Annotated in this window: 28 protein-coding genes and 1 pseudogene; 16 read left to right on the top strand and 13 right to left on the bottom strand. The window is 50.4% G+C overall.

Annotation, left to right across the window (positions count from 1 at the left end):
* Positions 1-26: 26 nt before the first annotated feature.
* From PHH59_RS14500 to PHH59_RS14445, 12 genes are all read right to left on the bottom strand, one after another.
* Positions 27-1682, bottom strand: a complete 1656-nt coding sequence (locus PHH59_RS14500; protein WP_300017678.1) for a DHA2 family efflux MFS transporter permease subunit — start codon at positions 1680-1682, stop codon at positions 27-29.
* 373 nt (positions 1683-2055) lie between these two features.
* Positions 2056-2607: a hypothetical protein gene (locus PHH59_RS14495; RefSeq protein WP_300017675.1), complete on the bottom strand. Its 552-nt coding sequence runs from the start codon at positions 2605-2607 to the stop codon at positions 2056-2058.
* Complete coding sequence (locus PHH59_RS14490) at positions 2600-2941, bottom strand: hypothetical protein (protein WP_300017672.1); 342 nt, start codon at positions 2939-2941, stop codon at positions 2600-2602. Before PHH59_RS14490 ends, PHH59_RS14495 begins: the two co-directional genes overlap by 8 nt.
* Positions 2928-5972: an AAA family ATPase gene (locus tag PHH59_RS14485; RefSeq protein ID WP_300017669.1), complete on the bottom strand. Its 3045-nt coding sequence runs from the start codon at positions 5970-5972 to the stop codon at positions 2928-2930. Before PHH59_RS14485 ends, PHH59_RS14490 begins: the two co-directional genes overlap by 14 nt.
* A 242-nt stretch (positions 5973-6214) precedes the next feature.
* Positions 6215-7984 carry a sigma 54-interacting transcriptional regulator gene (locus tag PHH59_RS14480; protein WP_300017666.1) on the bottom strand — a complete coding sequence of 590 codons (1770 nt, stop codon included), beginning with the start codon at positions 7982-7984 and terminating at the stop codon, positions 6215-6217.
* Between the two features lie 165 nt (positions 7985-8149).
* Positions 8150-8860 carry a monofunctional biosynthetic peptidoglycan transglycosylase gene (mtgA, locus tag PHH59_RS14475; protein WP_366145474.1) on the bottom strand — a complete coding sequence of 237 codons (711 nt, stop codon included), beginning with the start codon at positions 8858-8860 and terminating at the stop codon, positions 8150-8152.
* A 19-nt stretch (positions 8861-8879) separates the two neighbouring features.
* Complete coding sequence (locus PHH59_RS14470) at positions 8880-10391, bottom strand: efflux transporter outer membrane subunit (RefSeq protein WP_300017663.1); 1512 nt, start codon at positions 10389-10391, stop codon at positions 8880-8882.
* A 5-nt stretch (positions 10392-10396) separates the two neighbouring features.
* Positions 10397-11374 (bottom strand): efflux RND transporter periplasmic adaptor subunit, encoded by a 978-nt coding sequence (locus tag PHH59_RS14465; protein WP_300017660.1) that lies wholly within the window; start codon positions 11372-11374, stop codon positions 10397-10399.
* Between the two features lie 361 nt (positions 11375-11735).
* Positions 11736-12446: an ABC transporter ATP-binding protein gene (locus PHH59_RS14460; protein ID WP_300017657.1), complete on the bottom strand. Its 711-nt coding sequence runs from the start codon at positions 12444-12446 to the stop codon at positions 11736-11738.
* Between the two features lie 3 nt (positions 12447-12449).
* On the bottom strand, positions 12450-13610 hold the full coding sequence (locus PHH59_RS14455) for an ABC transporter permease (RefSeq protein ID WP_300017654.1): 1161 nt from the start codon (positions 13608-13610) through the stop codon (positions 12450-12452).
* Positions 13611-14078: 468 nt separating this feature from the next.
* Positions 14079-14360, bottom strand: coding sequence for an acyl carrier protein (gene acpP / locus PHH59_RS14450; RefSeq protein WP_300017702.1), 282 nt, complete (start codon positions 14358-14360; stop codon positions 14079-14081).
* A 623-nt stretch (positions 14361-14983) separates the two neighbouring features.
* Positions 14984-15691 (bottom strand): LexA family transcriptional regulator, encoded by a 708-nt coding sequence (locus tag PHH59_RS14445; protein WP_300017650.1) that lies wholly within the window; start codon positions 15689-15691, stop codon positions 14984-14986.
* 251 nt (positions 15692-15942) lie between these two features.
* Here PHH59_RS14445 and PHH59_RS14440 point away from each other — a divergent pair, with 251 nt between their 5' ends.
* The 4 genes from PHH59_RS14440 to PHH59_RS14425 are packed head-to-tail and all read left to right on the top strand — an operon-like array spanning position 15943 to position 17456.
* On the top strand, positions 15943-16287 hold the full coding sequence (locus PHH59_RS14440) for a helix-turn-helix domain-containing protein (protein WP_300017647.1): 345 nt from the start codon (positions 15943-15945) through the stop codon (positions 16285-16287).
* The gene (locus PHH59_RS14435; protein WP_300017644.1) at positions 16241-16714 is read left to right on the top strand and encodes a hypothetical protein; all 474 of its coding nucleotides are present in this window, start codon (positions 16241-16243) and stop codon (positions 16712-16714) included. Before PHH59_RS14440 ends, PHH59_RS14435 begins: the two co-directional genes overlap by 47 nt.
* Complete coding sequence (locus PHH59_RS14430) at positions 16711-17025, top strand: hypothetical protein (RefSeq protein ID WP_300017641.1); 315 nt, start codon at positions 16711-16713, stop codon at positions 17023-17025. The genes PHH59_RS14435 and PHH59_RS14430 overlap by 4 nt, the downstream gene beginning before the upstream one ends.
* Positions 17022-17456: a hypothetical protein gene (locus PHH59_RS14425; RefSeq protein WP_300017639.1), complete on the top strand. Its 435-nt coding sequence runs from the start codon at positions 17022-17024 to the stop codon at positions 17454-17456. The genes PHH59_RS14430 and PHH59_RS14425 overlap by 4 nt, the downstream gene beginning before the upstream one ends.
* A 5-nt stretch (positions 17457-17461) precedes the next feature.
* Here the strand turns inward: PHH59_RS14425 and PHH59_RS14420 are convergent, their stop codons facing one another.
* On the bottom strand, positions 17462-18118 hold the full coding sequence (locus PHH59_RS14420; protein WP_300017636.1) for a DUF4124 domain-containing protein: 657 nt from the start codon (positions 18116-18118) through the stop codon (positions 17462-17464).
* Here PHH59_RS14420 and PHH59_RS16975 point away from each other — a divergent pair.
* The 12 genes and pseudogenes from PHH59_RS16975 to PHH59_RS14360 form a co-directional block, all read left to right on the top strand.
* Positions 18057-19043: pseudogene (locus PHH59_RS16975) on the top strand (KilA-N domain-containing protein). The gene PHH59_RS14420 and the pseudogene PHH59_RS16975 sit on opposite strands and share 62 nt — an antisense overlap.
* A complete protein-coding gene (locus PHH59_RS14410; RefSeq protein ID WP_300017634.1) occupies positions 19040-19234 on the top strand; it encodes a hypothetical protein in 195 nt (64 codons plus the stop codon). The pseudogene PHH59_RS16975 and the gene PHH59_RS14410 overlap by 4 nt, the downstream one beginning before the upstream one ends.
* Positions 19235-19329: 95 nt before the next feature.
* Positions 19330-19545, top strand: coding sequence for a hypothetical protein (locus tag PHH59_RS14405; RefSeq protein ID WP_300017631.1), 216 nt, complete (start codon positions 19330-19332; stop codon positions 19543-19545).
* Positions 19545-20021, top strand: a complete 477-nt coding sequence (locus PHH59_RS14400) for a lysozyme (protein WP_300017628.1) — start codon at positions 19545-19547, stop codon at positions 20019-20021. The genes PHH59_RS14405 and PHH59_RS14400 overlap by 1 nt, the downstream gene beginning before the upstream one ends.
* Positions 20018-20179: a hypothetical protein gene (locus PHH59_RS14395; protein WP_300017625.1), complete on the top strand. Its 162-nt coding sequence runs from the start codon at positions 20018-20020 to the stop codon at positions 20177-20179. The genes PHH59_RS14400 and PHH59_RS14395 overlap by 4 nt, the downstream gene beginning before the upstream one ends.
* A 1-nt stretch (position 20180) precedes the next feature.
* On the top strand, positions 20181-20414 hold the full coding sequence (locus PHH59_RS14390; RefSeq protein WP_300017622.1) for a TraR/DksA C4-type zinc finger protein: 234 nt from the start codon (positions 20181-20183) through the stop codon (positions 20412-20414).
* On the top strand, positions 20404-20811 hold the full coding sequence (locus PHH59_RS14385; protein ID WP_300017619.1) for a hypothetical protein: 408 nt from the start codon (positions 20404-20406) through the stop codon (positions 20809-20811). The genes PHH59_RS14390 and PHH59_RS14385 overlap by 11 nt, the downstream gene beginning before the upstream one ends.
* Positions 20808-21098 (top strand): hypothetical protein, encoded by a 291-nt coding sequence (locus PHH59_RS14380; RefSeq protein ID WP_300017616.1) that lies wholly within the window; start codon positions 20808-20810, stop codon positions 21096-21098. The genes PHH59_RS14385 and PHH59_RS14380 overlap by 4 nt, the downstream gene beginning before the upstream one ends.
* Positions 21098-21715 (top strand): phage protein Gp27 family protein, encoded by a 618-nt coding sequence (locus tag PHH59_RS14375; protein WP_300017613.1) that lies wholly within the window; start codon positions 21098-21100, stop codon positions 21713-21715. Before PHH59_RS14380 ends, PHH59_RS14375 begins: the two co-directional genes overlap by 1 nt.
* On the top strand, positions 21716-23305 hold the full coding sequence (gene terL / locus PHH59_RS14370) for a phage terminase large subunit (protein WP_300017610.1): 1590 nt from the start codon (positions 21716-21718) through the stop codon (positions 23303-23305). It begins immediately after the preceding gene.
* A gap of 2 nt (positions 23306-23307) precedes the next feature.
* On the top strand, positions 23308-24636 hold the full coding sequence (locus PHH59_RS14365; RefSeq protein ID WP_300017607.1) for a hypothetical protein: 1329 nt from the start codon (positions 23308-23310) through the stop codon (positions 24634-24636).
* A 149-nt stretch (positions 24637-24785) separates the two neighbouring features.
* Positions 24786-25365: hypothetical protein (locus tag PHH59_RS14360; RefSeq protein ID WP_300017604.1), on the top strand; the 580-nt coding region annotated here is incomplete at its 3' end.

Genomic DNA, 25365 nt, shown 5'->3' with positions numbered 1-25365 from the left:
GGGATTTTGGCTGGTAACGATAGACATCAAGGTTCCTCCACCAGCGTTTCCAGGGCGGTTTCACGCAATTCCTCTTGCCGGGTCGGCTGGTGCGCCTGTTGTACCGGATGGGCAAACCAGACCAGTGCCGCCATCCCTAAAAACAGCCACATGGACAAACGGAACATATCGTCCAATCCCAAAATGGCGGCATGTTGGCCCGTCGCAACCGCCAGCTTGGCGGTCGCCAACGGGCCGTGAAAACCAGCCGTGTTTAATCCGGCGACCGCTGCCCGACCGAACGCATCGTAAGCCGTGAGCGTTTCCGCCAAATGGCTTTGGTGAAATGCCGCCCGCCGTTCCCAAAGCACGCCTAACAGCGGCGACGCCACGCTACCACCCAATATGCGTAACATCCCGCCCAATTCCACGGCCTGGGTTTGGCGTTTTGGCCTAAGGCCGGACAAAAACAGCGTCGTCATCGGCACGAACAAGCCCCCTAAGCAAAAACCTTCCAAAAGCTGCGACCACAATGTGTTGGTGAACCAACTGTTGCGCTGGAAAAAATCATAGCTGCTGGTCAGATAGCAAAACCACGCAAACGCCAGCATGTTCAAGCAGACCAGCAAGCGGGCATCGTAGCGGTGCACGATCAAATGGAAAAACCCTGCCATCGGTTTGGCGAAAAACAGCAAAGGCACCAGCACCGCACCCGCCAGAAAAGACGTGTAACCGGACACCGACTGCAAGCGCACCAGCAACACGGAGAGCAGGCCGTACATCAACAAAAAGCTCACGCTCAATCCCACCGTGCCAATGGCGAAGTTGCGGCGGGCGAACAAACGCAGATTCAGCAATGGATAACGTGTGCCCAACTCCCAAATAATGAAGCAGGTCAAGGCCAAAACCCCGGCAATCGCCATCAATACAATGAATGCCGAGTTATACCAATCTTCATCCTGGCCTTGGTTCAGCACCGTTTGCAAACAGCCCAAGGCTATCGCCAGCAATATAAAACCGGCCGTGTCGAATGGGCGCAGGCTGCGCATAGCGGGGAAGCGGTCGAACAGCAAAGCCCAAACCAACCCCGCCGACAGCAGCGGCAACGGCACGTTCAAATAGAACAGCCAATGCCAGCCCAATTGGTCGGCAATCCAGCCACCGAGCAGCGGCCCGAACGTGAACGGGCTGAGCGCCGCCATGCTCCACAGCGAGATACCGAAAGCTTTTTTCGCTTCCGGGTATTCGCGCAGCAACAAAGTTTGCGACAGCGGTATCGTCAGCCCACCGAAAAATCCTTGCACCACCCGCCCCAGCAAAAACCAAGTCAGCTCATGGGTCAGCGAACACAGCAGCGAACCCAAAGCCATCGCCAGCATCGCCACCAGATACAAACGCACCTCGCCGAAACGCGCTGCCAGCCACGCACTGACCGGCAACGCGATAGCCAGGCTGATGAAATAATAAGTCTGAATCCAGGAGGCATGGCTAGGGCTTACGCTCAGTTCACCGGTGGCGTGCAGGCTAATCGACGCAAACGCGCCGGTATTGAACAACACCAACACATTGCCCAGCAGCAAGGCGACATTCAGCAACACAAACTGGCTGGCGTTTAACCTGCTTTTGCCTGCCGGTTCCGCGTTAAGGCTGTCGTGGGTCAGCGGCGCCCAAGCGGTGCGGGTGTTGTCGTCATCAAGGCTCATGATGGAACTCCCGTCATCGAAGGCGTTACACACAAGCGCATGGCTACTGTGCGGATGATAATCCGGGTCTGACGTAGGATGAGGTTCATCGCGGGCAATCTCCTTGAATAGTGCTTACCGATGGTAACCTGCAATTCCCTTGCCATCTGGATGATATATAAAAAATGTATATTAAATCAATGTGTTGATTAATTTAATGGAAATAGGTAGGCGATTTTTGAAGGATAGTAGTTACGATATTTAGTAACTTAATGATATTTCGTGAGTTGCGAATTTGGATGTTGGGTTAGCGATAACGCGTGTGTCCTAGAGGATATAATCCAACATTTGAGATTTCGATGTGTGCTACAAACAATCCAATCGAATGTTTCTGTTACATATTCCGAAGTAATAAGTTATTACGGTTCACTGTTCTTGCAGGATAAAAGTCTGGATGGGTTGCGCTGCTAATAGGGTTTGGAATGTTGAACCAATTCGCAACATCCTCAAACAGCGAACCAAAAATAGGAATATCACGTTGACATTTTGGTACTTGAGGCCAATTGAGTCCCGAAAGAGCCTGCGACCCATGCGTAGTTTCGGAGTAATCTTTAGGCAGCAGATAATCAAGATAAGCTTTAGGGTGGCGTTCGTGAAGCCACCAAGTCTTGTTGTGATTATTTTGCTGTATCGCGTTTTCCTTGTGGCAGATGGGTAACCATTTAGGATCATTGGTTTCGAACTCCTCAACGTCCGATTGATGGACAAGATGAGGATTTACTCCAATGGGTACACCAACCAGTCTTAGTGCTGTCACATCACCAAACAAATAGGCCTCCACCATAGGCTTGAGTAAATGGAAAGAGCATTTATCACGAATGACGATCCGAATCCTCGCTTCTTCGGCAGATATGCCTTTCGCCTTCAGTTGGATAGCATTATTCACCGCAGCCTGAAAGTGTTCGGCTATGATATTTTCCCGGCCTAAATTTCCAAGTTCCACATCGTCTATGACTATAACTAAAGGCTGGGTTTTGCCCTTTCTTCTTACCTTCCAGAGCCTCGGCAAGCATGGCTTTTGCAAGTTCAATCATTGGGTTAGATAACGAATTACCAGCACTTAGTGGCTGTAACTGATAACTTGTTGCGCCATGTGTTTTTCGCGGTTCATCCCAAATGACGTTTTTGCCATTATGTGTACTTGGAAAATGCTTCTTTAGAGATTGCGATAATGCTAGTTTCTCTAAATCTCCAGTAACGATCAGCTTAATCCGTGCCATCTTCCGTACTCGTGTCCTCGTTGCTCCCGATTTCTCCGTCTTCGTAGAGATCACCCAATTTAAACCCTTCCAGCCACTCCCGATTACAAAATTGGTCAAGCCGACTTGGCATATCTTCACCAATGTCCGGTTTTCTCATCACATAGATTTGCTCTGGATAACCAGTCATTTCGTCCAAGAGTACTGTCGAATGGGTTGCCAACAGGACGGTTAAATGATGTTGTTTAGCCCATCGGGTAGTTTGTCGTAGGAATTCGCGTAGCGCATAAGGATGTAAACTATTCTCCGGTTCATCTATCGCAATCACGCTTTCGTCTTCGGCATTCGCTATTTCACAAAACAAGATAAGCAATTGCAGAACACCATTGGCCTCATCAGACAAAGGGCTGGGCAGTTCGCTACCAGGGTGGTAGATACGCGCCACCAATGTATCGCCAGCCTCTTGGAAATCCATATCTTTAAAGGTATTGGGAAACGCATAGGAAAGCCCCTCTATTACAAACTCATAGCGGAATTTATTGGTTTTGTCCTGATACCAACGTCGTAACAAAGAAAGGCAATTGTTGCCTCGCGGGTTCAGGTAGCGATCTTCTGATACCCGCGAGCCTCGACGAAGTGTACAAATGTCTGGATCATGATAAGCCGAAATATGCTGTAGAAACCTTGCGATTGTCCGAACTGAAGGCTCATGCACGCCTCTATCCATCAGCATCTTTAAACCCAATTGTTGGTTCGGTTCTATACGCTCATCACCATAAGAAAAAACACCTAAACTATCGCGCGAAAATATCTCCCTATCTCGTTCTGTTAATCGTTCATTGGTCAAATGGCTAACTGAACCTTCGTGTTCAAGTAGTTGTATTCGCCAACTAACATCATCAATATCCAAACCAATTTCTATAGGTTCTTCATCGTCAATACCCCAAGAGCGAAGATTGCTGCTACCGCCAAGCACTATGCTTACCGCTTCGGGTAGCCCCCGTTCATAAGCTAAACGCAATAGTCTAAGCGTTTGCAACACTGTTGTCTTACCAGCCCCATTGGCACCAATAAGTACAGTCAGCGTTTCTGGAGTCCAATTAACCCTGCGTAACGCACGGAGATTGCGGATATAAATAGTGAAACTGGGTGCTTGTACAGGTCTGGATACTTCGCTCAACAAGGGAATGATGGTAACGGCATCGGTGTGTTCATGAGCCGTCAGCCTTTGTTGTTTGCGTGACCAGTTTTCCAAATGGCTGATGACTCTTTCTTTAAAACCGCTTCCACGCCCCCATTCTTTTTGGCAAACCATCCAAATAGGATCATTTATTAGTTCATGTGCGACTTGGTCGTGAATGGTTTCCGCATAGTTACTGATCACCTGAAATTGTGCATCCTGATAAAGCATTTTTCTTAGGCGAATATCATCACCAATTTTTTCAAATGTAGGGTCTTGTTCAAGTGCGTCCAGTTTATTGCTAATCGCATTGATTAAGTCGTCTAGCCAGAATGTCGCAGCCCTTGATGCTTCAGCCTCAATGGCTGAATAAAGATTGAGGCGAGAATATGTCCCGTTACGCCGACACGTCGCATTGATAACCGAAGCCCAACGGGTGTAATCAATGGCTCGATATAAACCCGCTAACGGATTACGTAATGGAGTGTCGATAGGTAAATGTTGCGCCATAATCCCTTTAAGCTGCTCATCGACCAATTGGCGTAATCTTGGTCGTAATTCGTCAGCTTTTCTTTCGAGGAATAGTTTTGCATCTTCAATCTGTTCGCGTAATTGCCTATCAACAGTTTCTCGAAGTTGGATTAAACCATTATCAATGGCTGCCAAAAGTTGGTGGCGTTCGTCTTTTAATACGTCAAATGCAATAATTTGTGTTTTATTAATGGTTCGGAGTAAACCGCTGCCATCTAATGCAATATGGCACTCGTCTATCTTTAGTTCTTGTCCGTATTCCCGATCACCATCCGCCCCGTTGACCTGCTCTGCGTCGCCGAAATCTAATAAAAGCAATAGTGTTCGAGGTATGGCTTCACGTAATTGGGCATCGTTGGATAAGGAGCGTAATATAGCGCGCTCAGTATCTCCCGGCGCATTCTTGAAAGACGCACATAAAACCAATAAAGCGCGGGGATCACGTAGAAGCTTTTGCAGGTCTTCACGCGATTCGACAACACCGTCTAATCCTCGTGTGTCGATAAGCGTTAGATTCAATCCAGCTTGACTGCCAGGGAGCGATTCGGGAACGACTAAAGTCATTCTCTGAGGTAACATTGCTGAGTGTTCAGTACCTAAGTTTATGTCCGCAAAACAATTTTTTAATGCTTTGAAGTTTTCTATAGTCGCTTTATCCCACCACCACACTGTGCGAATCCGTTCGGACAAGTTAGCCCGTTCAACTAAATGTTTAGCAAACGCATTAGCTGAGTCGAAATTTGCGATAGCCGTATCCAATGGGCGAACAATGCGGCGTTTTCTAACACCCGCTTCCAAATAAGATTCTTGACGCTCAAGATAATCGGTCATGCCACGGATAGCTCGCTGCACTTCTTGAGATGTTGGATCTATATCGTCTTCACCACTTCGTAACGCGCCCGATTGACGGCGTTGCCATTCATCTTCTGCGTAACGCTGGATTTCCTTTTCCATTTCCTCTTCTGTAAAAGGGTCAAGGATAAGGCCAATTAAGCCTTTGTCATGTTCTGGACTATGGGGACGAATTCGCACTTCGCATACAGTCGTCCTACCGGAACCAATAGCCAATACCGAATTGTTTTTTAAGCTGACCCGGTCTTTGGGCGGTGAACCGATAATAAGGTTGGCGGCAACGCCAATCAGGGAAGATTTTCCGACGCCAACACTACCAATAAAAGCGATAGGGTGTTCTCGATCCTCTAAAAACGTTTTGGTCTTGTTGATGGAGTCAAACCAATGCTGAGCTGTTGCTATCGTATCTTCGGTTGATTGAGGCGCATCTAATAACTGTTGAAGTTGCTCAAGAATATTTTGTGAGTCGGCGTAAGGATTCTGCATCATGGTTATTTTAAGAGGCGTTGCTAGAAAATATTGACAAATCAACCCTTGGACAGATGTTCATTGTGCTGGGATTTTAACAAATGTGTCGATGTTACAGTAAAAACTTATGGGTAAGATATTTCTTATTAACGTAATGCAATAGCCTATGCAACCCATAGATACTTTATTACATAAGAATCTAGGGTATCGTTCGTAATTGATGCTTTTATATCCTTTGTCCAGCGAGATATAACGCAACCACATTAACCTTTAACCATCCCCAACTTCTGCATCCGCGACCGCAAGGTGTTAGGGTTCATACCCAATATGGCTGCCGCCCCCTTGGCACCCGAAATGACCCAACCGGTTTCCTCCAGCGTCTGCAAGATATGGCTACGCTCAACCTCTTCCAACGTACCCAAGCGGTTGGTTTTTGCTGTGGAATCAACGTGTAGGTTTATCAGCGAGCCAATATGCAAGATTGCCCCCTGTGACAGTATCACCGCCCGTTCAATGACGTTTTGCAATTCCCGCACATTGCCCGGCCAGGGGTAGTTCAGCAGTTGCTGCATGGCGGCGGGGTCGATTTGGGCTATGCGCTTGCCGAATTTTTGCGCGTATTTAGCCAGGAAATATCTCGCCAGCAACGGGATGTCGGTTTGCCGTTCGCGTAGGGCGGGCACTTCGATGGGGAACACGTTCAGGCGATAATACAAATCCGCCCGGAACCGTCCCTGCGCGACGTCATCGGCGAGGTTGCGGTTGGTGGCGGCGATCACGCGCACATCCACTTTCAAGGTCTCGCTACCGCCCACCCGCTCGAACTCCTGCTCCTGCAAGACGCGCAGCAGCTTGGCTTGCGCCGCCGGGGGCAGTTCGCCCAGCTCGTCCAGCAGCAGGCTGCCGCCGTTGGCGAGTTCAAACCGGCCTTTGCGTTGCTGGGTGGCACCGGTGAACGCGCCTTTTTCATGCCCGAACAATTCGCTTTCTATCAATTCGCCGGGCAAGGCCGCGCAATTGACTTTGACCAGGATGGCTTTGCTGCGGTCGCTTAGTTCATGGATGCCGCGCGCCAGCAATTCCTTGCCCGTGCCGGTTTCACCAAGCAACAATACCGGCGTGTCGGTGCGGGCGACCATGCGGGCTTGTTCGAAGACCGCGCGCATTTCTTTGGAGCCGCTGACGATTTCACCAAAATTGTGTTCGTAGTCGATCACCTCCTGCAAATAGCCTTTTTCCAGTTGTAGGCGGTCAAGTTGTTGTTCAGCTTGGCGGCGGTCGTTGACATCGCGCAGGATCATCGTGTACAGCCGTTGCCCACCGGTGTCCAGGGGCGAGAACGTGACTTCAATAGCGAATTCTTCGCCATCGGCGCGGCGGGCGGCCAAGCCTTCCGGCACCCACGTCGGCGTTTTTGCTGCGTGGTCTTCAAATGACAGGAAACGGTTGAACAAGCTGCGGCAAGCCGGTGCGATGAACCGCTCCACGGGTTGGTCGATGGCAAGGTCGGCGGCGCAACGGAAGATGCGCTCGGAGGCTGCGTTGAATAGGCTGATGCGCTGCTGTTGGTCGATGGCGATAATGGCATCCATCGCCGAGCCGAGTATCGCGGCAAAGCGTTGTTCGCTTTCTGCCAACGCTTGCATCATCAACCTTTGTTCGGTGCGGTCGCGTTGGGTTTCGACCACGGCCACCACCTCGCCGTTGTCGTCGGTGATGGCGGCGGCGTCAATCACTAGGTACAGCCTGCGGCCATCCGGCATAGGACACCAGTTTTCGGTATGCAGGGTGCGGGAGCCGGCGTCAAAATCGCTGGCTTTTTCGTAAAAGCCGGATAACTTGCCTAGCGGGCGGTCTAGCAGCAGATCGGCAAGGCAAGGGCGATGCTCCGTGTAAAAGCCGCGCCAATGCTGGCTGTTGCCGATCATGTCACCGGCTTTTAAGCCCGTCAATTGTTCGCAGGCGCTGTTCCAGATAATGACTTGATGCCGGGCATCCAAAACAAACGCCGCAACCGGCATGAATTGCAGCAAATGCTCGGCGAAAGTGTTTTTAGTTAGATTGTTCAGAATCGCTCCTGCGCTGGCTTTCGTGTTGATGGCTTAGATAAGTAATTTAACATCGAAGATTATTCTACACGCCTCAAAACAAACCTTGCATTGGATTGCGCGGCAAATGAGCGCACAGTAAACAACTTTTTAAGGCAATTCCCCTAAATTTTGCATTTGCCTCAATATCCATTGCTGGCGTTTGATCAGATAAGCGGACGGTTTGGCTGCTTTAAGTTTGATGGGGTTGGGTAAAGTGGCGGCAAGCAGGGCGGCTTGGGAGCGGCTTAGTTTTTTCGCCGGAATGCCAAAATAACGTTGGCTGGCGGCTTCGATGCCGAACAGATGGTTGCCGAATTCGGCGATGTTCAGATACACTTCCAAAATCCTTTCTTTATCCCAGAGCATCTCCAAAACCAGCGTGAACCAAACTTCCAGACCTTTGCGGACGAAGTTCTTTGATGGGGTCAGGAATAAATTTTTGGCGACTTGTTGGGATATAGTGCTGGCCCCGCGCAGCTTGCCGCCGTGGCTATAAACGGTCAGCGAGGACTGGATGGACTCGATGTCAAAGCCGTTATGCCTTGGGAACTGCTGGTCTTCGGCGGCAACCGCCGCCAAGCCCGCCGCCGGGGCAATCTCATCGTTGCTGACCCAGCGGTAATCTATCGTCTGGAACGAGCCGTGCTTGAATAAATCTTCACCGTGCCGGTAAAGCATAAACACCGAAGTTGGTGGCGGTAGCCAGCGGAGCAGGGCGCATAGGCCGATGGACGCCAGTAAAAACAGTAACAGCAGATTACGCAGTATCGTGCTGATCGGCCATCGGGGCTGGGTTTGTGGGGCGTGAGATGTGGACAATGTATTGAAAGCGGCTGGGTTAATAGGGTTTTTTATACAATAAAGCCTTGGTTTCTTGGTGGATACTTTCAGCCCAGTTGTTTTTGCAGTCCGTGCAGGTGTTGATTGGGTTTTGTGTTTGCCAGCCGCCGCCCAAGGCTTTATAGAGTGCGACTAAATGACTGGACACCTTCATCGTGCTGTCGGTCAGTTTGCTTTGGGTTTGGTACAGCGATTGTTGGCTGTTAAGCACGTCAATAAATGCGGTCAAGCCTTTTTGATAACGTTCATCCGCGAGTTGCACGGCTAACTGGTTGGCGGCGACGGCCTGCGCCAGGGCTTTATGGCGTTGTTGTTCTTTGCTGTAGGCAACCAGCGCGTCTTCGACTTCTTTAAAAGCGGTTAAAACCGTCGCTTCATAAGTCAATTTGGCATCTTCCGATAAAGCCTGTTTGCTTTTGACATTGGCTTGCAGGTTGCCCCAGTTGAAAATCGGCATGGATAGCGACGCTGCGGTTGACCAGGATTTGCCGATGGGCGTGGCCTCTTTGACGCTCAGGTTTTGTAAGCCTAAAAATGCTGACAAATTCAATTTGGGGTATAGTTCAGATTTGGCAACGCCGATATTGGCGGTAGCCACCGCCAGCAAGCGTTCGGCGCGGCGAATATCGGGGCGGCGTTTTAATAATTCTGACGGTAGTTCGGGGATGACCGTGGCGGCGACACTGGGGATGGGGGAGGGGGATTCCAGCCTTGCCGTCAATGCGGCAGGTTGCAACCCCAATAACAAGCTGATGGCGTGACTGCTTTGTTGGATCTGGGTTTCGTAATTGGGCAATTCGGCCTGGGTCGTCGCCAGTTGCGCTTGCGCTTGTGTCACTTCCAGGCTATTGGCAAGCCCGGATTCTTGCCTGATTTTTGTCAAATCCAGCGTGTCTTGCTGGATTTTAAGATTGTTTTGAGTGATTGCCAATAATTGTTGGTTGGCGCGTAAGTCCAGATAATTTTTGGCGATTTCAGCCAGTAAAGTCACCAGCACGGCACGGCTGTTTTCGATTTCGCTATCAACCGTGGCATCAGCCGCTTCCGCAGCCCGGCGGACGCCGCCGAAAAAATCCAATTCCCATTGCGCGTCAAAACCGGACTGGAAAATATCGATCAGTTGATCGCCGACCCCAAAGCCACCTCCTGCGGTTTGCGACGATCCACCTGATGTGTTGTTCAATCTGCGGCTGATGCTGCTTTTGGCGGATAAGCTAGGTAACGCGGATGCGAATATTCCCGTCCGTTGGGCGCGGACATCTTTGATACGCACCAGTGCTTTTTTTAAATCCAGATTGGCGGCTATCGCTTCGTTTATGAGTCGATCCAGTTGGGGGTCGTTGAAAGTTTGCCACCAAGTATCAGTTGCCTTGGCGATTGGGGAGGGTTTACTGTTTGAACCCTGCCATTGCTTGGGCACAGCGATGGTAGGTGCCCGATAATCAGGCCCGACGGCTGTGCAGCCGGATACCAACAAACTGATTAACAAGGCCGAGGGGCGTTGGATCATGGACATTAACCCCCGGTTTGCGGCGGATTGCTGTTGCCGTTGTCAGTGGCAAACTCTTGCGCTTCGATAAACACATCCATTTGCTGGCCGACATAAATCGGTCGCTGGCCCTGGTTAAAACTATACAAAGCCTGCAACACGCGCGTGTCCACGCGCTCGGTGCTGTCACCGGTCAGGGATTTTTTAGGGACGACAAACGGTTCAATATAGGCCAGTTGCAAATCAAATTTAAAATCCCGGTTACCGCGTAAATAAGCCACGGCTTTGCTGTTTTTATCAAAACGCCAGGCATCATTTTCATCAATATCGACACGCACATGCAGTTGGTCAAGATCGCCTAGCAATAGCAAAGGGGTGTTGCTAGTTCCGGCCTGGGCAAATTCACCAGGGCGCAGATTGACCTGCAAGACTTCACTATCAACCGGGGCGCGGACCACCAAGCGTTCCAGGGTGGTTTCAACTTCACCGAGGCTGGCCTCGGCTTGCTCCACGGCAGCTTTGGCACTTTCCAAACGGGCTTTGGCGGTCAACACGGCATTGCGCCGTTTCAGCAGTTCTTCGCCGCTGATAGCCCGTTTATCGGTGATGGCTTCGGCTAATTGGTTTAGTGACAGGCTTTCGTTAAGATTGGCTTGCGCGACATTGACTTCAGCCAGTGCTTTGCTTAAATCGGCAGTTTTAATTTCCAGGGCTGATCTGGATTCGCGGTTATCTAAAAAAAACAATGGCGCACCCGACTTGATTTTCTCACCGACGCTGACCAAGACAGTGCTGACAATGCCTGATAAGGGCGTACCGATGGCGATGTTTTGGCTTTGGGCTTCGATAATGCCGGAACCGGCGATAAACGCCTTGAACGGAGCCGACGCCGGTTCGACAACAGCGGCGGCAACCGGCATGGGTTGGCTGCCGTTGATCACGGTGTAAGTCGCAAAAATAAACCCGGCACTGGCAAGCACCGGCAGTATGTGTCTGATTTTCATATCGCCTCTTGGTGATAATGTGGTGCTTTTGTTTTTAATTGTTGCCAGGGCAGGACGGGATTTGTCGCCTCGTTCCGGCTTTAGGATGTGGCTAAAAATTAAGCGTCGCCTTAGCGACTCATTATGTGTATTTTTAAACCGCAGAAAATATCTGTGTAACGACAGTTAAATAATTACCTAGAAAAATTATTTCATCCACAAAAAACACGAAAAACACGAAAATTTTCAAAGAGATACCGAACTGTAGACCATCACCCAAAGGGTGAATGGTTAGATCAACACAACATTCTGAATTTTTTCGTGTCTCTTGTGCCCTAGAGGGTATTCGTGCTTTTCGTGGACTAGCTGCGGTTTTTAGGAATTATTTCAATTCCGCCGCAGAATTTACCACTTTGACGATATGCCCATCATCCATTTCGGCTATGCGGTCGGCAAAATTAAAAATCCGCGCATCATGGGTCACAATGACCAGCACACGCTGTTGGTCTAAAGCCACTTCTTTCATCAAGTGCATAATATTATGCCCGCTTTCATGGTCGAGCGCGCTGGTGGGTTCGTCGCAAACGATTAATCTGGGGCTGTGTATCAACGCGCGGGCTATGGCCACCCGTTGCTGTTGCCCGCCGGACAATTCCGCCGGTAAGGATTTTGTCCTTGCCCCCAGGCCGACTTTTTCCAGCATGTCCGCCGCCTTGCGTTCGGCTACGGCACGTTTGACACCGTTGATAATCAGCGGCACCGAAACATTTTCAGCCGCATTCAATGACGGCAGCAAATTGTAAGCCTGGAATACAAAGCCGATATTTTCCGCTCGAAACTGCAATTTGTCTTTACTGTGCAGCGTCAGCAAATTTTCGCCGAATAATTTACAGTCCCCGGATGTTTGGTCGAGAATGCCCGCAATAATTGAGATTAAGGTGGTCTTGCCGCAACCTGATGGCCCGACCAGCATCATCAGTTCGCCCATAAGAATATCCATATTAACGCCATTCAGCGCGGTCACCTGTTGGTCGCCCGTGTCGTAAATTTTGGTGATATTCTGGCAGCGGATGGCGATGGGTTTTACAGTCATACCTTAGCTCTTAAAAACAATGGCGGGTTCCAACCGAATGACTTTTAAAATGCTAATGAGCGCGACCATGACACAAATCAGGGCGACTCCCGTACCACTGAACACCAGTAATTGCCAAGGCATCTTGAAGGCCAGGATGGTGTGGCGCATCAGAAAACCGAACAACGCGGCGATGCCGACTCCCAGGCCATAACCAATACCGCCCACCAGCACGGCTTGCAGCAAGATCATGCGTAACAACGTGCCGTTACTGGCGCCCATTGCCTTTAACACGCCAAATTGGCGCAGGTTTTCCAGCGTGAAGTTGTAAAAAGTTTGTCCGGCAATGGCTGTGCCGACAATAAAACCTAACGCAATCGTTATACCGAAGTTAATCGGGATGCCGGTGTTTTTTAGAAAATATGTGTAGGTCAACTGCTTAAAGCCTTCCTGGGTGTAAGCCGCCAGACCCGTAGTGGTTTCTATGCGCTTGATCAGTTCATCCATATTTTGGCCTGGTTTCGCTTTCACCAGCACAAACGACAACATCCGCCGTTCTTGGGGCGCGTAAGCCTTGGCACGGGAATAAGTGGTATAAACCACGGGTTGGGATTGGAAGGTGCGCGTGACTTTGGCTATGCCCACGACAATGGCCCGGCGGTCATTCAATTCCAGGCTGTCACCGATTTTCAGCGGTGTACTTTTCCCGCCCGGAATGCTTGCAGGCTTGCCCAGCTTGTCTTTCGCGCCATCGATATCGACAATCACCCCGTCACTGCGGCGTAAATCGCTGAGTTTGCCTTCCAGCATCACCGCTGGCCCACCAACCAGCGTCGTATCGTCGAGACCGATGACATTGCAAGTTTGGAATGTCCCGTCGGTCAGGCGTGCTTTCAACATACCTTTATATAATGGTGTCGCCCATTCGACACCGGAAATGCCGCGCACACGGTACAGCTCGGTTTCCTGCATCGGTTTGATGTCGTCGATGAACTGCACCTTGGGATCCATGACCCAAATGTCCGGCAAACCGACATCGGAAATAAAACTGTAGGAACGCGCCATCAAGCCGACAAAAATAGCCGGTTGTTGGGTCATGATCAAGGAGGCAAAGGTCAACCCCATGATGATGCCCAGGTATTTCCCTTTGTCCCCCATTAACATTTTCAAGGCGATATGGTTCATAAGGGATTTGCGGCTGATTTAAATTGGCTGGATGCCGTCAAGGAAAGAGTTGCAATATCTGGGTCACTCGCCTGTATAGTAGCTTGGTCACTGATAGCCTCAGCAAGCAGGCGGTCTATGATGGAACGGGAATATTTAAACATTAGGTTATTGCTTCAGGACGCTCGATTGATATTAGCTTGTATAAAAAACTGCACCGCCATCTCTCTGAGTGCATACTGGGCGGATATTTTGAGCATGATTTGCAATAAGTGGTTAATTGGTAAATCTTGGGCGGTTTCGGATATATATTAATTTTCCCATAAATTCTTGCGCGGTCTCCGATAAAACTAAGGCAAGAATTTATGAAACAATTAAGATAAGTGAAAACATTCAACAGTCGTTTAAAACGATTGTATAAGGGAATTGTTTTAGCAACAATCAATTAATGACGTTAAATCGCTTCGGTTTTGTGCCGGAGAAATTTAACTAAGGTTTATGCTTCTTCAAATAGGTGACCAAATCATTAACCGTTTTCATCTTGTTGGCATCGTCGTCTGAAATTTCAATATCAAACTCTTCTTCGTAAGCCATTATTAATTCCATCAGGTCTAGTGAGTCAGCACCCAAATCCTCCAGAAAACGTTCTTTTCCGGTCATTCCGGTTAATTTTACGTCTAGCTGTTCTGCCGTAATTTTTTTTGCCCGCTCAATAATATTGGAGTCGTTTGCTTTTTGATAGGCCGGGGTTGCCGGTGTGGTGGTGGACACATTTTTTGCAAATACATGCGCTGACAAAAACAAGAAAAATCCAATATATTTGATTAGGTTATTAAATAACTTTTTGATAATTAACATTTAGTTTTCTCCTTGAGAGCGTGATTTTTCAATCGATCAAGAGCCATTACATTCTTGGTACGCATCATTGTTGACTGCTTTTACTGGACACCATTTTTCAATGTTTACAATATAGGCGTCAGAACGAAGTTTTTGAACATCGCCGATTTTTGCCAATGCCTTTCCTCTGGATTCGAATAGTACAACGCTTCGAAAATAACCCTGGCGCAGAAAGAGTTTGCTGTTGTCGAACCCGGCTTTTCTGGCTTTCGAAATTTCGTCTTTTGCCGCATCTAAAGTGCTATCGCCCCCAAAAACAATCCCCCAGGATGTGAGGGAGCAGATGGTTTGCGATAGTTATGATGTGTTATGAATCGGTATATAGCGTTATAGAAAACAGGTACTTAAGGTAATTTTTAAGTTTTTGTTTGAGTTTGCGATAAAAATGGATTTTGGCGGTTTTGGGTGTTTTTTAACACTTGGTTTGCGATAAAAAATAGCGGTTATTTAAACGTTTAATTTTCGTTTAAATAACCGTTTTTTTTTGCCTTTGGCGTTTAAATTTCGTGGGCGTACCATTTGACTCGGCCTACTACTTTTAGCTCTTGGGCTTTTTCTGGGGGGATAGTTTGCTTGGGGTAAATGTCATTGTCGCTGATGATTGACAGCGAGCCGTCGAAAAACTGTTGGACGCGCTTTACCACCGTATGAGCACCCAGCATTAACACATAAATCGAATCATCAATGATGGTGTTGATGGTGTGGTCTATCAACAATAAATCACCGTGGTAGATGGTCTTTTCCATACTGTCGCCGCGTCCTTTAGCCAGCAACAAATTAGCCGCTTTTAACCCTCTCTGCTGTAGCCAATCCCTCCTAAACGCCATGTGGGACGTGATAAGTTCTTGATCTATCAACGAACCGCCTCCCATGGACAGCTCCACGTCAAAATACGGGATCAAGGCAAAATCCTGCCATGCCTCGCTGGATTCTTCAGCCATTGCCCCCCGTGCCAACAACCCTTGGTAATCACTGCCTACTGGTTCCCTGTAAAGCTCCTTGGCTGTGACCAAGGAAGGCAAAGCGGGTTGAAGCAGCATGTTGCCTTCGCCTGTTAGCAGCCAATGGACGTTAACTCCACCGTCCGCCAAGTTATACATCGCATCTGAGCCAGGCTTGCTAGGGCCTTTTTCATAACTCTTCCATGATCCAAGGGGGAGATTAAATTTCAATGCAGCTTCTGGCTGACTTAGATTTAATTTCATTCTTAATTCTTTTAGTCGGTCACTTATTTTCATTTCGCAACCCAAGCCTTCCGGTTGCGAACTCCGGTTGCGAAATGATAAGAGCACTTATAAATTCCAAGTAATTGATAAATATAAATAAAAAAGGATTCATAAAGTAACTAAATTTCGTCAGTTGAGAAATGAAATTTTATCTGTCTGCTACGTTGACAAGGATTAGATTTCATCCTATCCTGTATATCACCTTAGCAAGCAAACACGTAGCAGGAAGTATGAAAGAAAAAAAACCAAAAAAGGCCGGGCTTGTCGCGCAAGACTGGCACCCGGCCGATATTGTCGCGGCTCTGCACAAAGCGGGTTACACCCTCGAAAAGCTGGGTGAAAAGTACAACCTAAAAAGCGGGCAAACTTTTTCCAAGGCGATGCGGTACAGCTTCCCCAGTGCCGAACAGCGTATTGCGGAGGTGTTGGGCATCCACCCGAAAACCATTTGGCCTAGCCGTTATAACCTGGATGGCAGCCGTAAGTTACAGGGGTTCAGGGCTATAGAGTCTACGCGAAGAAGCCGCCGTGTCAATGGCAATAGCGGCGCTGAAAATCACCATGAAGCGGCGTGACGGATTGACAACTGATCTGTTCGATTTGGTCGCCGTGCCGGTGGCGCGTGACCCTATCGCGGGGGCTTTGGATGTGGGGGCGCAGTTGCGTGGCTTGCTTAGCCAACAACTCAAAACCAGTGTGTTATCCCGCCATCAAGTTGCGGCGAGGATGAGCGAGTTATTGGGGCATGATGTGACCAAACACCAGCTGGACAGTTGGACGGCGGAAAGCCGCGATGGTTGGCGGTTTCCTTTGGAGTATTTGCCCGCTCTGGAGGTGGCCTTGGAGACCCATGCGGTTACGGCGTGGCTGGCGGATTTACGCGGGGCGCGGCTGATGATCGGCAGGGAGGCGTTGGAGGCGCAATTGGGCAAGCTGGAACATTTTAAAACTGAAATTCGCCGCCAAGAGATGGCGATTAAGAAGCTGTTGGAGGAAAAATGATAGATAAGTCTGAGTTTAATGCCGGTTATGTAGACGGCTCTGAGGCATTTTTTAAGGGGGAAGCGATTAGTAGCTATAAAGGTTGCCAAGAGTATTACCGCTTATGGGAAAGCTATTTTAAAGGCCGTAGCGAGAGTTATCTTCTTGGATCATTTTTTGGGGCGCGGAATGCCGAAGCCTTCTGTGAGGGCAGTAAGGCGTATTCAGATGGTGTTGTGTTTTGCCCTTATGCCGAAGGTGGGGCGGACGAGGATTTAAGGGGCATGTGGTTTGAAGGTTATTTATCTCAATCGGCTAGGGTTGCAGTATGAGCGAAATAAATAAGGATGATTATGTTGATGCCGAGGCTATCGCGGCGGTGGTTGGGAAGACTAGTAGGATGGTGCAGAAAATCGCTGACCGAGATGGCTGGGAATTCATCACCGAAAAAACCCGTAGCCGTCACCCGAAAAAATGGTTCTTGGTTTCGGCTTTGCCTGCCGACATCCACAGCAAAGTGGTGTTGGCGAGAAGCCACGCCAAACACATCGGCGATCCGTTTCGTTACCACCGCCTTTTTTCAACTGTCCAGTATTCCTTGACAGTTCAGATTTGCTTATGTGCATTGTTTAGTGTCCATAAGCAAAAATGGCATCGTTCCCACGCTCTGCGTTGGAATGCCGATTGTCACGCTCCGGCGTGGCGGGACGCTGGAGCGTCTGCCCCTGCATTCCCACGCCGGAGCGTGGGAACGATAAAATAAAAAAATTATGGGCAAATGTTCTGTCCTGCTAGCGTAATACATTGTGGCTCTGGGGCTAGTTCTAATTCAACATCAATCCGCGCCCCTGCTTCGGTGAGTCCGTCGCTGATAGCCTGCTGCCGAGCCTCATAACTGATTTTACGCTCGTCAAACCCTGCGTGAATTGTTGACAGTGCCGATAGTGTTTTAACGTGGAATTCTTTTAACGCCGACTTGACCGCTTGATTGGTGGTGCTGGCGACGGCTGCTTGATAAGACAACTTGGTTTTTCGCCGCCCTTCGTCAAGGTAAGCCGAAAATTTCTCGTAGTCCGTTTTTTTGCCCGTCAATAAAAAAATTTGGTGGCTTACGCTGCACATGTGGAAGGCAAAAAAACTATCACCCTTGAATTTTTCAATTGGGGTTGGGGTGTGAACTGGCTCGGCAACTGGCTTGTTTGGGACGATGGCCTGGTGTTTTTGGGTAGGTTTTGGTGTTGTTTTTTTAACAACGGAGTGACCTTTTTTAGGGAGTTCTGGCTTACTTTTAATAATTCTTTCATAGCCTTCCTTAGGCTCTGGCGTGTAGTAAGTTCGGCCATCGGCATCTTTGTATCTGTAAATGTCCGCAACCGCCAGCACTGGCACCGACAGCAACGAAATCAGCAATAAGTTTTTAATCATAGTCAGTCTCCGCAAAATACAAAGTATAGCGGTTGATTTGACAAAAGCGCACGGCGAGGTTTATGCTTTCTCTGCACTGCAAAACACAGTGCCGGGAATACCACCCCGCCGAATCTGTAACCGCCAAGCGCGGAACGCGCTTTTTTTGTGCCTGCCGTTTTGTTTTGACGGGCTGGCATGGGCCGCCTTGTGCGGGCCGGTGCGGTTACCTTCCGGTAGTGGTATCCCATGTCAGTCTGTCACCCAATACCACAGGTGGCGGTTTGAGTATTCACTTTTACAGGTAATCATTATGAATTCATTAGCCCTTATTATTTCTGATGTCGCCATCAAGCAAGACGGCGTAGGCCGTTTTTGCCTGAATGATTTTCACAAGGCATCAGGCAACCAAAACAAACACCGCCCTAGCCTTTGGCTTAGAAGCCAGCAAACCATCGAACTTGTTGAAGAAATCACCAGAGCACAAAATCGTGCTCTGTAACAAAATCAACCAGTTAACGTGGTTAATGGCGGTAACCAGCAAGGTGTCCTTGTTGTCAAGGAATTGGTTTATGCCTATGCGATGTGGGTCAGCGCGGCTTTCACCATGCACGTTATCCGCACTTTTGATGCCTTGGTCGCCGTCCAGCCGCCGACGAATGTTCCGCTACGCGATTACACCGAGCTACAAGCCAAGCATGACAGTATGCAAGCCGAACTGCTTGAGCTGTACCGCTTCAAGATTGCCACGCTGGAAGGCCGATTAGTCAAACCCCAACGTAATCCCAATACCCCTTTAACCGCCGACGAAAAAGCCGAAATTTTGCGTCTGCATGGGTTGGGGTTGAGCCGTGGTGAAATTGTTGAACAGACCGGACGTAGCGACACCTCGGTTTATTTTGTGATACGCAATGCCTCGGCGGACGGCCAAGGCGGCGCCCAATGATCGCCGCGGTTGACGCCCTCGACCGCCTGCACGAGGTGCAGACCTGCTACACGGTGCTGGAAGCGTTGTTGCTGTGCCATAACGACCTGAATTTGGTCAACGGCGGTGATTTGGCGACCTTGCTATCGGTGCTGAACCGCCACCAGGACGAAGCCCTGCAAGCCTTGACGCAGGCCGCCAAAGCGACTTAAAATCAGCCAGTTAAAACCCGTTTTTAAACCCCTTAAAGCCCTGTGGAAACGTTTCCACGGGGCTTTTTTTTGCCCTGCCGTTTATCCTGTGGCACATGCAAAAACGCCCCCGCCGCTATTTAGGCCCCCGCCACTACGCCGCTGAGATTATCGACCTGAAAACGGCTGAAGAACGTCGTGCCGCGCTGGCTAACGTTCCCGGCGATTTTAAAGAGCGGGTGGCGTTTTATGTGCAAGACCATTTCGACAAACGCCGTAGCCTACGCGGCACGGCGATTACCCTTATCCACACAGCAACGAGGCGTTATTGATGGCGTTACCCAACCGAGATTTGAGCGTATCCCCGCGTGGCCTTGAGCTGATCAAAGGCTTTGAGCGGTTTGTGAATAACTGGTATTTGTGCCCGGCGGGCAAGAACACGATTGGCTTTGGGCATGTGAAGCAGGCGGCGGACAATTTTCGGGCGCCGATCAGCTTGGACTTTGCCAACGCCTTGTTGCGCCAAGACGCGGGGCGGTTTGAGGGGGTTGTCCGGCGGCTAGTCAAGGTTGGCCTGAGCCAAAACCAGTTTGACGCGCTAGTGTCGCTGGTTTACAACATTGGCGAGGCCAATTTTGCCAGCAGCACGTTGTTAAAAAAGCTCAATGCGGGGGATCTGCCGGGGGCTGCGAATGAAATCTTGCGCTGGACGTATGCGACCGTGCCGGGCAAGGGCAAAATTATTTTAAACGGGTTGGTGGCGCGGCGCAAGGCGGAAAACCGCCTATTTTTGGAGGGCATGAAATGACGGGTTGGAAAACGTGGCTGACCGCTGTTGCGGCAATCTTTTATGGCTTTATTGGCATGGCCATGGACTGGCATACGCCGGATGTGGGGGTGCAGTTTGTGCTGTACGGGTTGGGCTTGGTGGGCATAGGCCACAAGATTGAAAAAATAGGCCGCTAGCATGACCGAAGACGAGCGAGGGCAGCTGGAAGTGGAGCGCGTCACCGAGCTGGCGTTGTTGCGGCACCGGCGGCACCATGCCGCATTGACAGGCGGATCACTCGAATTTTGCGAAGCGTGCGGCAATGAAATCCCTGAACCGCGCCGCGTTGCTTTGGCGGGTGTAAAGCTGTGTATTGAATGCAAGCGGGCGGAAGAGTTAGCCACTAAACGGATGGTTAATGATGAATTTTGACTTTAACTTTTGGCAAATTGCGTTTTTCGCGGCCAATTTTCTGCTGACGTTTTATGTGGCGGTCAGTAACCGACACAAGGTCAAGACCGATGACCTGAATGCCGTCAAAAGCGACCTGAACGCCAAAATTGTCAAATTGCTGGAAGATAAGGCCGACTTGGCGGAACGGGTGGCGTCGATGGAGTCGGACATTAAAAACGCCGTGAATGACCAAGATTTGATTGCCGTGCATAAGCGGGTGGATGAAATCGCCGCCAAGTTGGGGCCCGTGCAAGGCCGATTGGATGAAATATCCGCCAATTTACAACCGATGAACGGGACATTACAAACACTCAGCCAGCAATTAGGTGTCGTGCAAGGCATGTTAAGCGTCTTTATTAAACAGGAAAGCAAATGAACTATGACAGAGACCATTGCCGCCTGCTGATTTTGCAGGCATTGGATAAGGCCAGCGGACAACAGCTGCACCAAGAGTCATTGCTCACGATGTTGCAAAACAACGGCTACACACTGGGCCGCGCCCAGTTACACCTTGAGCTGGCCTGGCTGGAAGAAAACGCCGAGGCCATAGTGGACCGCGACAAAGACGGTGTGCATATCGCCTTGCTGACGGTGACGGGGGAAGAGTTGGCGCGGGGGCAAGCGACGTTAAAAGGTGTGCGGCGACCCTCTAGGGCGGGCTAATGTCACGCCGATCCAAGATTAAAACCGCCGTCCCGGCGGATTTGCGCCAAGCCCTGAATGCCGAACTGGTGGCGCGGGGCTTTAGCGATTATGCCGCCCTGACGGAGTGGCTGAATGAAGAGCTTGAAAAACGGGGCTTAGATACCCGCGTATCCGTGATGGCGACTAACCGCTATGGGCAGGATTTTGAGGCCGACTTTAACGCCGAAATGGCGGAAGCCAACCAGATGCTGCACATTGCCCGGCAAGCCGTGGCGCAAGGAGAAGATGCCGAGGGCGTGGTGCGGGAAGCGACCGTTAGGGTGATGCAAACCCGCCTGCTTAAACTTAGCACGGGTTTAAAACAAGCCGAAACGGCGGGTGATGATGTCCATAAAATATCCGATACCACCACCAAGATAGTCCGTGCGTTAGCCGATTTGGGCAGGATGGATATTGCCAGCCAGAAATATAAACAGCAATTAGAAGAGGCTGTTTTGTCGGGGCGGTTGGCATTATTGACCGAGCTGGGTGAGTTTATTGAACGACAATTTCCGCATTACAAAAAGACATTTGCCGAAATCCTAAAGCCGTTTGCCGCCTTTTTGACGGGTGGCGAGCAATCCCCAGGGGCGTAAATGGGTAAAGCCGCGAAGCTTGCATTCTTAGCCAGCATTGGCGATCTGGCAGAATCGTTTAAAGAACGGATAGACACCGACCTGGACGGGTTTAGTGTCGATCCTGCTGATGTCGCCACCCGTAAAACCCAAGCCCACGCCAGTTTTGAGTTCTTTTGCCGGACGTATTTCCCGCATTACCTCACCAAAGCCAATTCGGTGCTGCATGATTATCTGTACCGGCGGCTGCCGGAGATAGCGGACTCCAGCCAAGCGGAAACCGATGCGATTGCCGCACCGCGTGGCGAGGCTAAATCAACGATTACTAGCCAGTTGTTTGTGTTGTGGTGCGTGATAACGGGGCGCAAAAAGTACCCGATGATAGGCATGGATGCGTTTGACCAAGCCGCGATCATGCTGGAAGCCATTAAAGCGGAACTGGAATTTAATCCCCGTTTAAAGACGGATTTTCCTGACGTGATGGGGCGCGGCAAGGTTTGGCAGACGGGCGTAGTCGTTACCGCCAATAACGTCAAAATTGAAGCGGTGGGCAGTGGTAAGCGTATTCGTGGCCGCCGTCATGGCCCTTATCGCCCTGATTTGTTTATCGGCGATGATTTAGAAAATGACGAGAACGTCAGGACGCCCGAACAACGCGACAAGCTGCAAAGCTGGCTGACCAAGGCCGTGCTGAAACTGGGCGGCGCGGGCGAAAAATTTGATGTGATTGTGATTGGCACGATCTTACATTATGACTCGGTGCTGAACCGGCTGCTGAAAAACCCGCTGTGGAAATCCCGCAAGTTTAAGGCGGTTATCCAGTGGCCAGACAATATGGAGTTATGGGATAGATGGGAAGAGCGGCTTTTAAATGCAGGCGAAGAAGCGGCAATGTTGCTGTATAGCCAAAACGAAGCGGCGATGTTGGCGGGCGCTGTTGTTTCGTGGCCTGCCGGACGGCCGCTGTGTGCCTTGATGAAATTAAGGGCGCGGGATGGTCATGCCGCGTTTGATTCGGAATTGCAGAACGACCCCTTATCTGACGATGATGCGCCGTTTGCCCAGTGCATCACGTTTTGGGTTAACCGCTTGGCTGACTGGGTATTTTATGGGGCGTGTGACCCGTCGCTTGGTAAGCAAGGCGCGTCGCGTGACCCGTCGGCCATTTTAGTGGGTGGCTTTAACCGCCAGACAGGCATTCTGGACGTGATTGAGGCCGCCATCAAAAAACGCCTGCCCGACCGCATTATTGAGGACATTATTGAGTTTGAGCGGCAATACCGATGCCAAGTGTGGGGGATTGAGACCGTGCAGTTCCAAGAGTTTTTGCGCTCCGAATTGGTCAAGCGGTCGGCGGCGCGGGGCATCCCTGTACCTGCCAGGGCAATTTTGCCGCATACCGACAAGCTGTTGCGGATTGAGTCTTTGCAGCCGCACATGGTCAACGGCCTGATCCGTTTGCAGAGCAGCCAGCACACCTTGATTGAGCAATTGCGCCACTTCCCCAAAGCCGATCATGACGACGGCCCCGACTGTTTGCAAATGTTGTGGATGTTGGCGTTGTCCGGCCAAAACAAAACCTATACGCCCATGCACTTTAAATTCCTTTAGTTATGGCCATTAATTCTAGCGACTATAAAACCACCGATCAATTCTTGCTCGACAGCTACAGCGGCAAAGGCGGCTATGTGACGGGCGCGTATTTGGTCAAGCACCCGCGCGAAGGCGACGACAAGCACCAACGCCGGATTGCCGCCGCCGTGTACCCTAATTTTGTCCGCAAGATCATTGACGTGTGCATGGGGTTTTTGTGGCGGCAACCGCCCAACCGCGAAGTGGGCGGCGCTTATGCCGCGTTTATGAAAAACGCCGATGGCGCGGGCGGCAAGCTCGATGGTGTGCTGGCAAATTACCAGCGGCTGGCGATGATTTTAGGGACGGTTTACATTATTGTTGACCGCCCAAAATCAACGGGCGCAAGCCGCGCCAACCAGACCTTGCCGTTTTTGGCCTTGCGCCTGAAAGGCCAGTTGGTGGCGGAAAGCAAGGACAGCGCGGGCGTGTGGCAAAGTGTGACGTTTAGCGAAGCGGTCAATGGCGAAACCCAATTCCGCACCTTTACCCAAACGGGCTGGAAGGTAAGCCAAGACGCCGAAGGCCGCACCGTGATTGACCAAGGCGAGTACAGCTTAGGGAGCGTCCCGGTGGTGCGGCTGCATATCGCCAAGCCGCTTAACCCCACGGACAGCTACAGCGACACCTGGGCGTATGATTTGGCGGTGTTGAATTGGGAGTTATACAACTTGCGCTCTGAGCTGAGGGATTTGGAGCGTAGCCAAACCTTTGCCATTCTGGCCATGCCTTGTGTGGACGACGCCGAGCGCGAACGCCTGAAGGATTTGACCATCGGTACCGATAACGGCCTGACCTATAACCCCACCGGGGGCGGCAAGCCGGATTACATCGCCCCGCCCTCAGAGCCTACCGCCCATTATATGGAGCGGATAAAGGCAGTGGTGGCCGATATTTACCGGGTCGCCAATTTAGAGTTTGTCGGCGGCGTGCAGCAGTCGGGCGTGGCGACGGCGTTTCATTTTCAGGAGTGCAATTCCTCGCTGAGGACGGCGGCTGAAAATGCGGAAACGGCGGAGACGGAGATTAACGCCCTAGTTAATGCTTGGATGGGCCATGCCAGCACTACGGACAACATCAGCTACGCCAATGATTTCAACCTGACCGACTTGGCGCAGGCGGTTGCCGTTGCAATAGATTCTTTATCTATGGGCATGGGGCCTGAGTTTGACAGGGCCATGAAAAAACGCACGGCCAAGGTGTTGCTGGGCAATGACGTGTCGGCGCAAACCATGGCCGCGATTGATGATGAGATTGACGCGCTGGGGGATGTTTATGGGGATCGTGTGCAGCAGCAGGGGGGGGTATAAATGTCACCGATATTAAATGATGCGCTTGAAATTATCGGCGGTTTAGGTTTGGTTGCCAGTTTGGGGTATTTGGGCGTTTTATTGATTTTGACTCTTCGGTTTGGGGTCCGGGCCGCCTTGGATATAACAATCCAACCCGTAAGACGCATATGGTGGCGCTCATGGCCGGACTGGGTTATGCCTCATCGGGGGCGGCAAGCAGTATTGCGGCGCCGCCCAAATCATCGCCGGATACAGGCACCGTGTTAGGCGATGCCGGCAAGTCGTCTGAATCTATCGGCAATGTCGTGAAGACGCTGGAAGACATCCATGCCAGCGAATATGCCGAATTGCGCGGTATCAATAATGGGATTGGCGATTTGCAAGCGGCTTTGCAGGGCACTATCACCACGTTGTTCCAGGCGGGTGGGTTAGATACATCAAATACTGGGATGAATATCGGAAGGACACCTAAATTGGATGTAGGCGATCTGTTTAGTGTCACGGGTATTGCGAGTCTATTTGAGCCGCAAAACTTTACATCATTGCTGGATGCGGTGTCCGGCATTGCGTTTATTAATGGGCTTTTTTCAGGCGGCTATAGGGATGTGGTGGGCCGCGGTATACAAACCCCCGCGCAAAATGTTGGCAATGGGATGATGGGCGGCTTTGATGCCCAACAATACAACGTGGTTAAGACCCGCCAGTGGGATTTATTAAGTGATTCAACAAGTTATCAAACCGTATTCA

Origin of the sequence: Methylovulum sp. (genome assembly GCF_028687615.1) — a bacterium.
Taxonomy (GTDB): domain Bacteria; phylum Pseudomonadota; class Gammaproteobacteria; order Methylococcales; family Methylomonadaceae; genus Methylovulum.
This window is presented reverse-complemented; position numbering and strand designations above follow the sequence as displayed.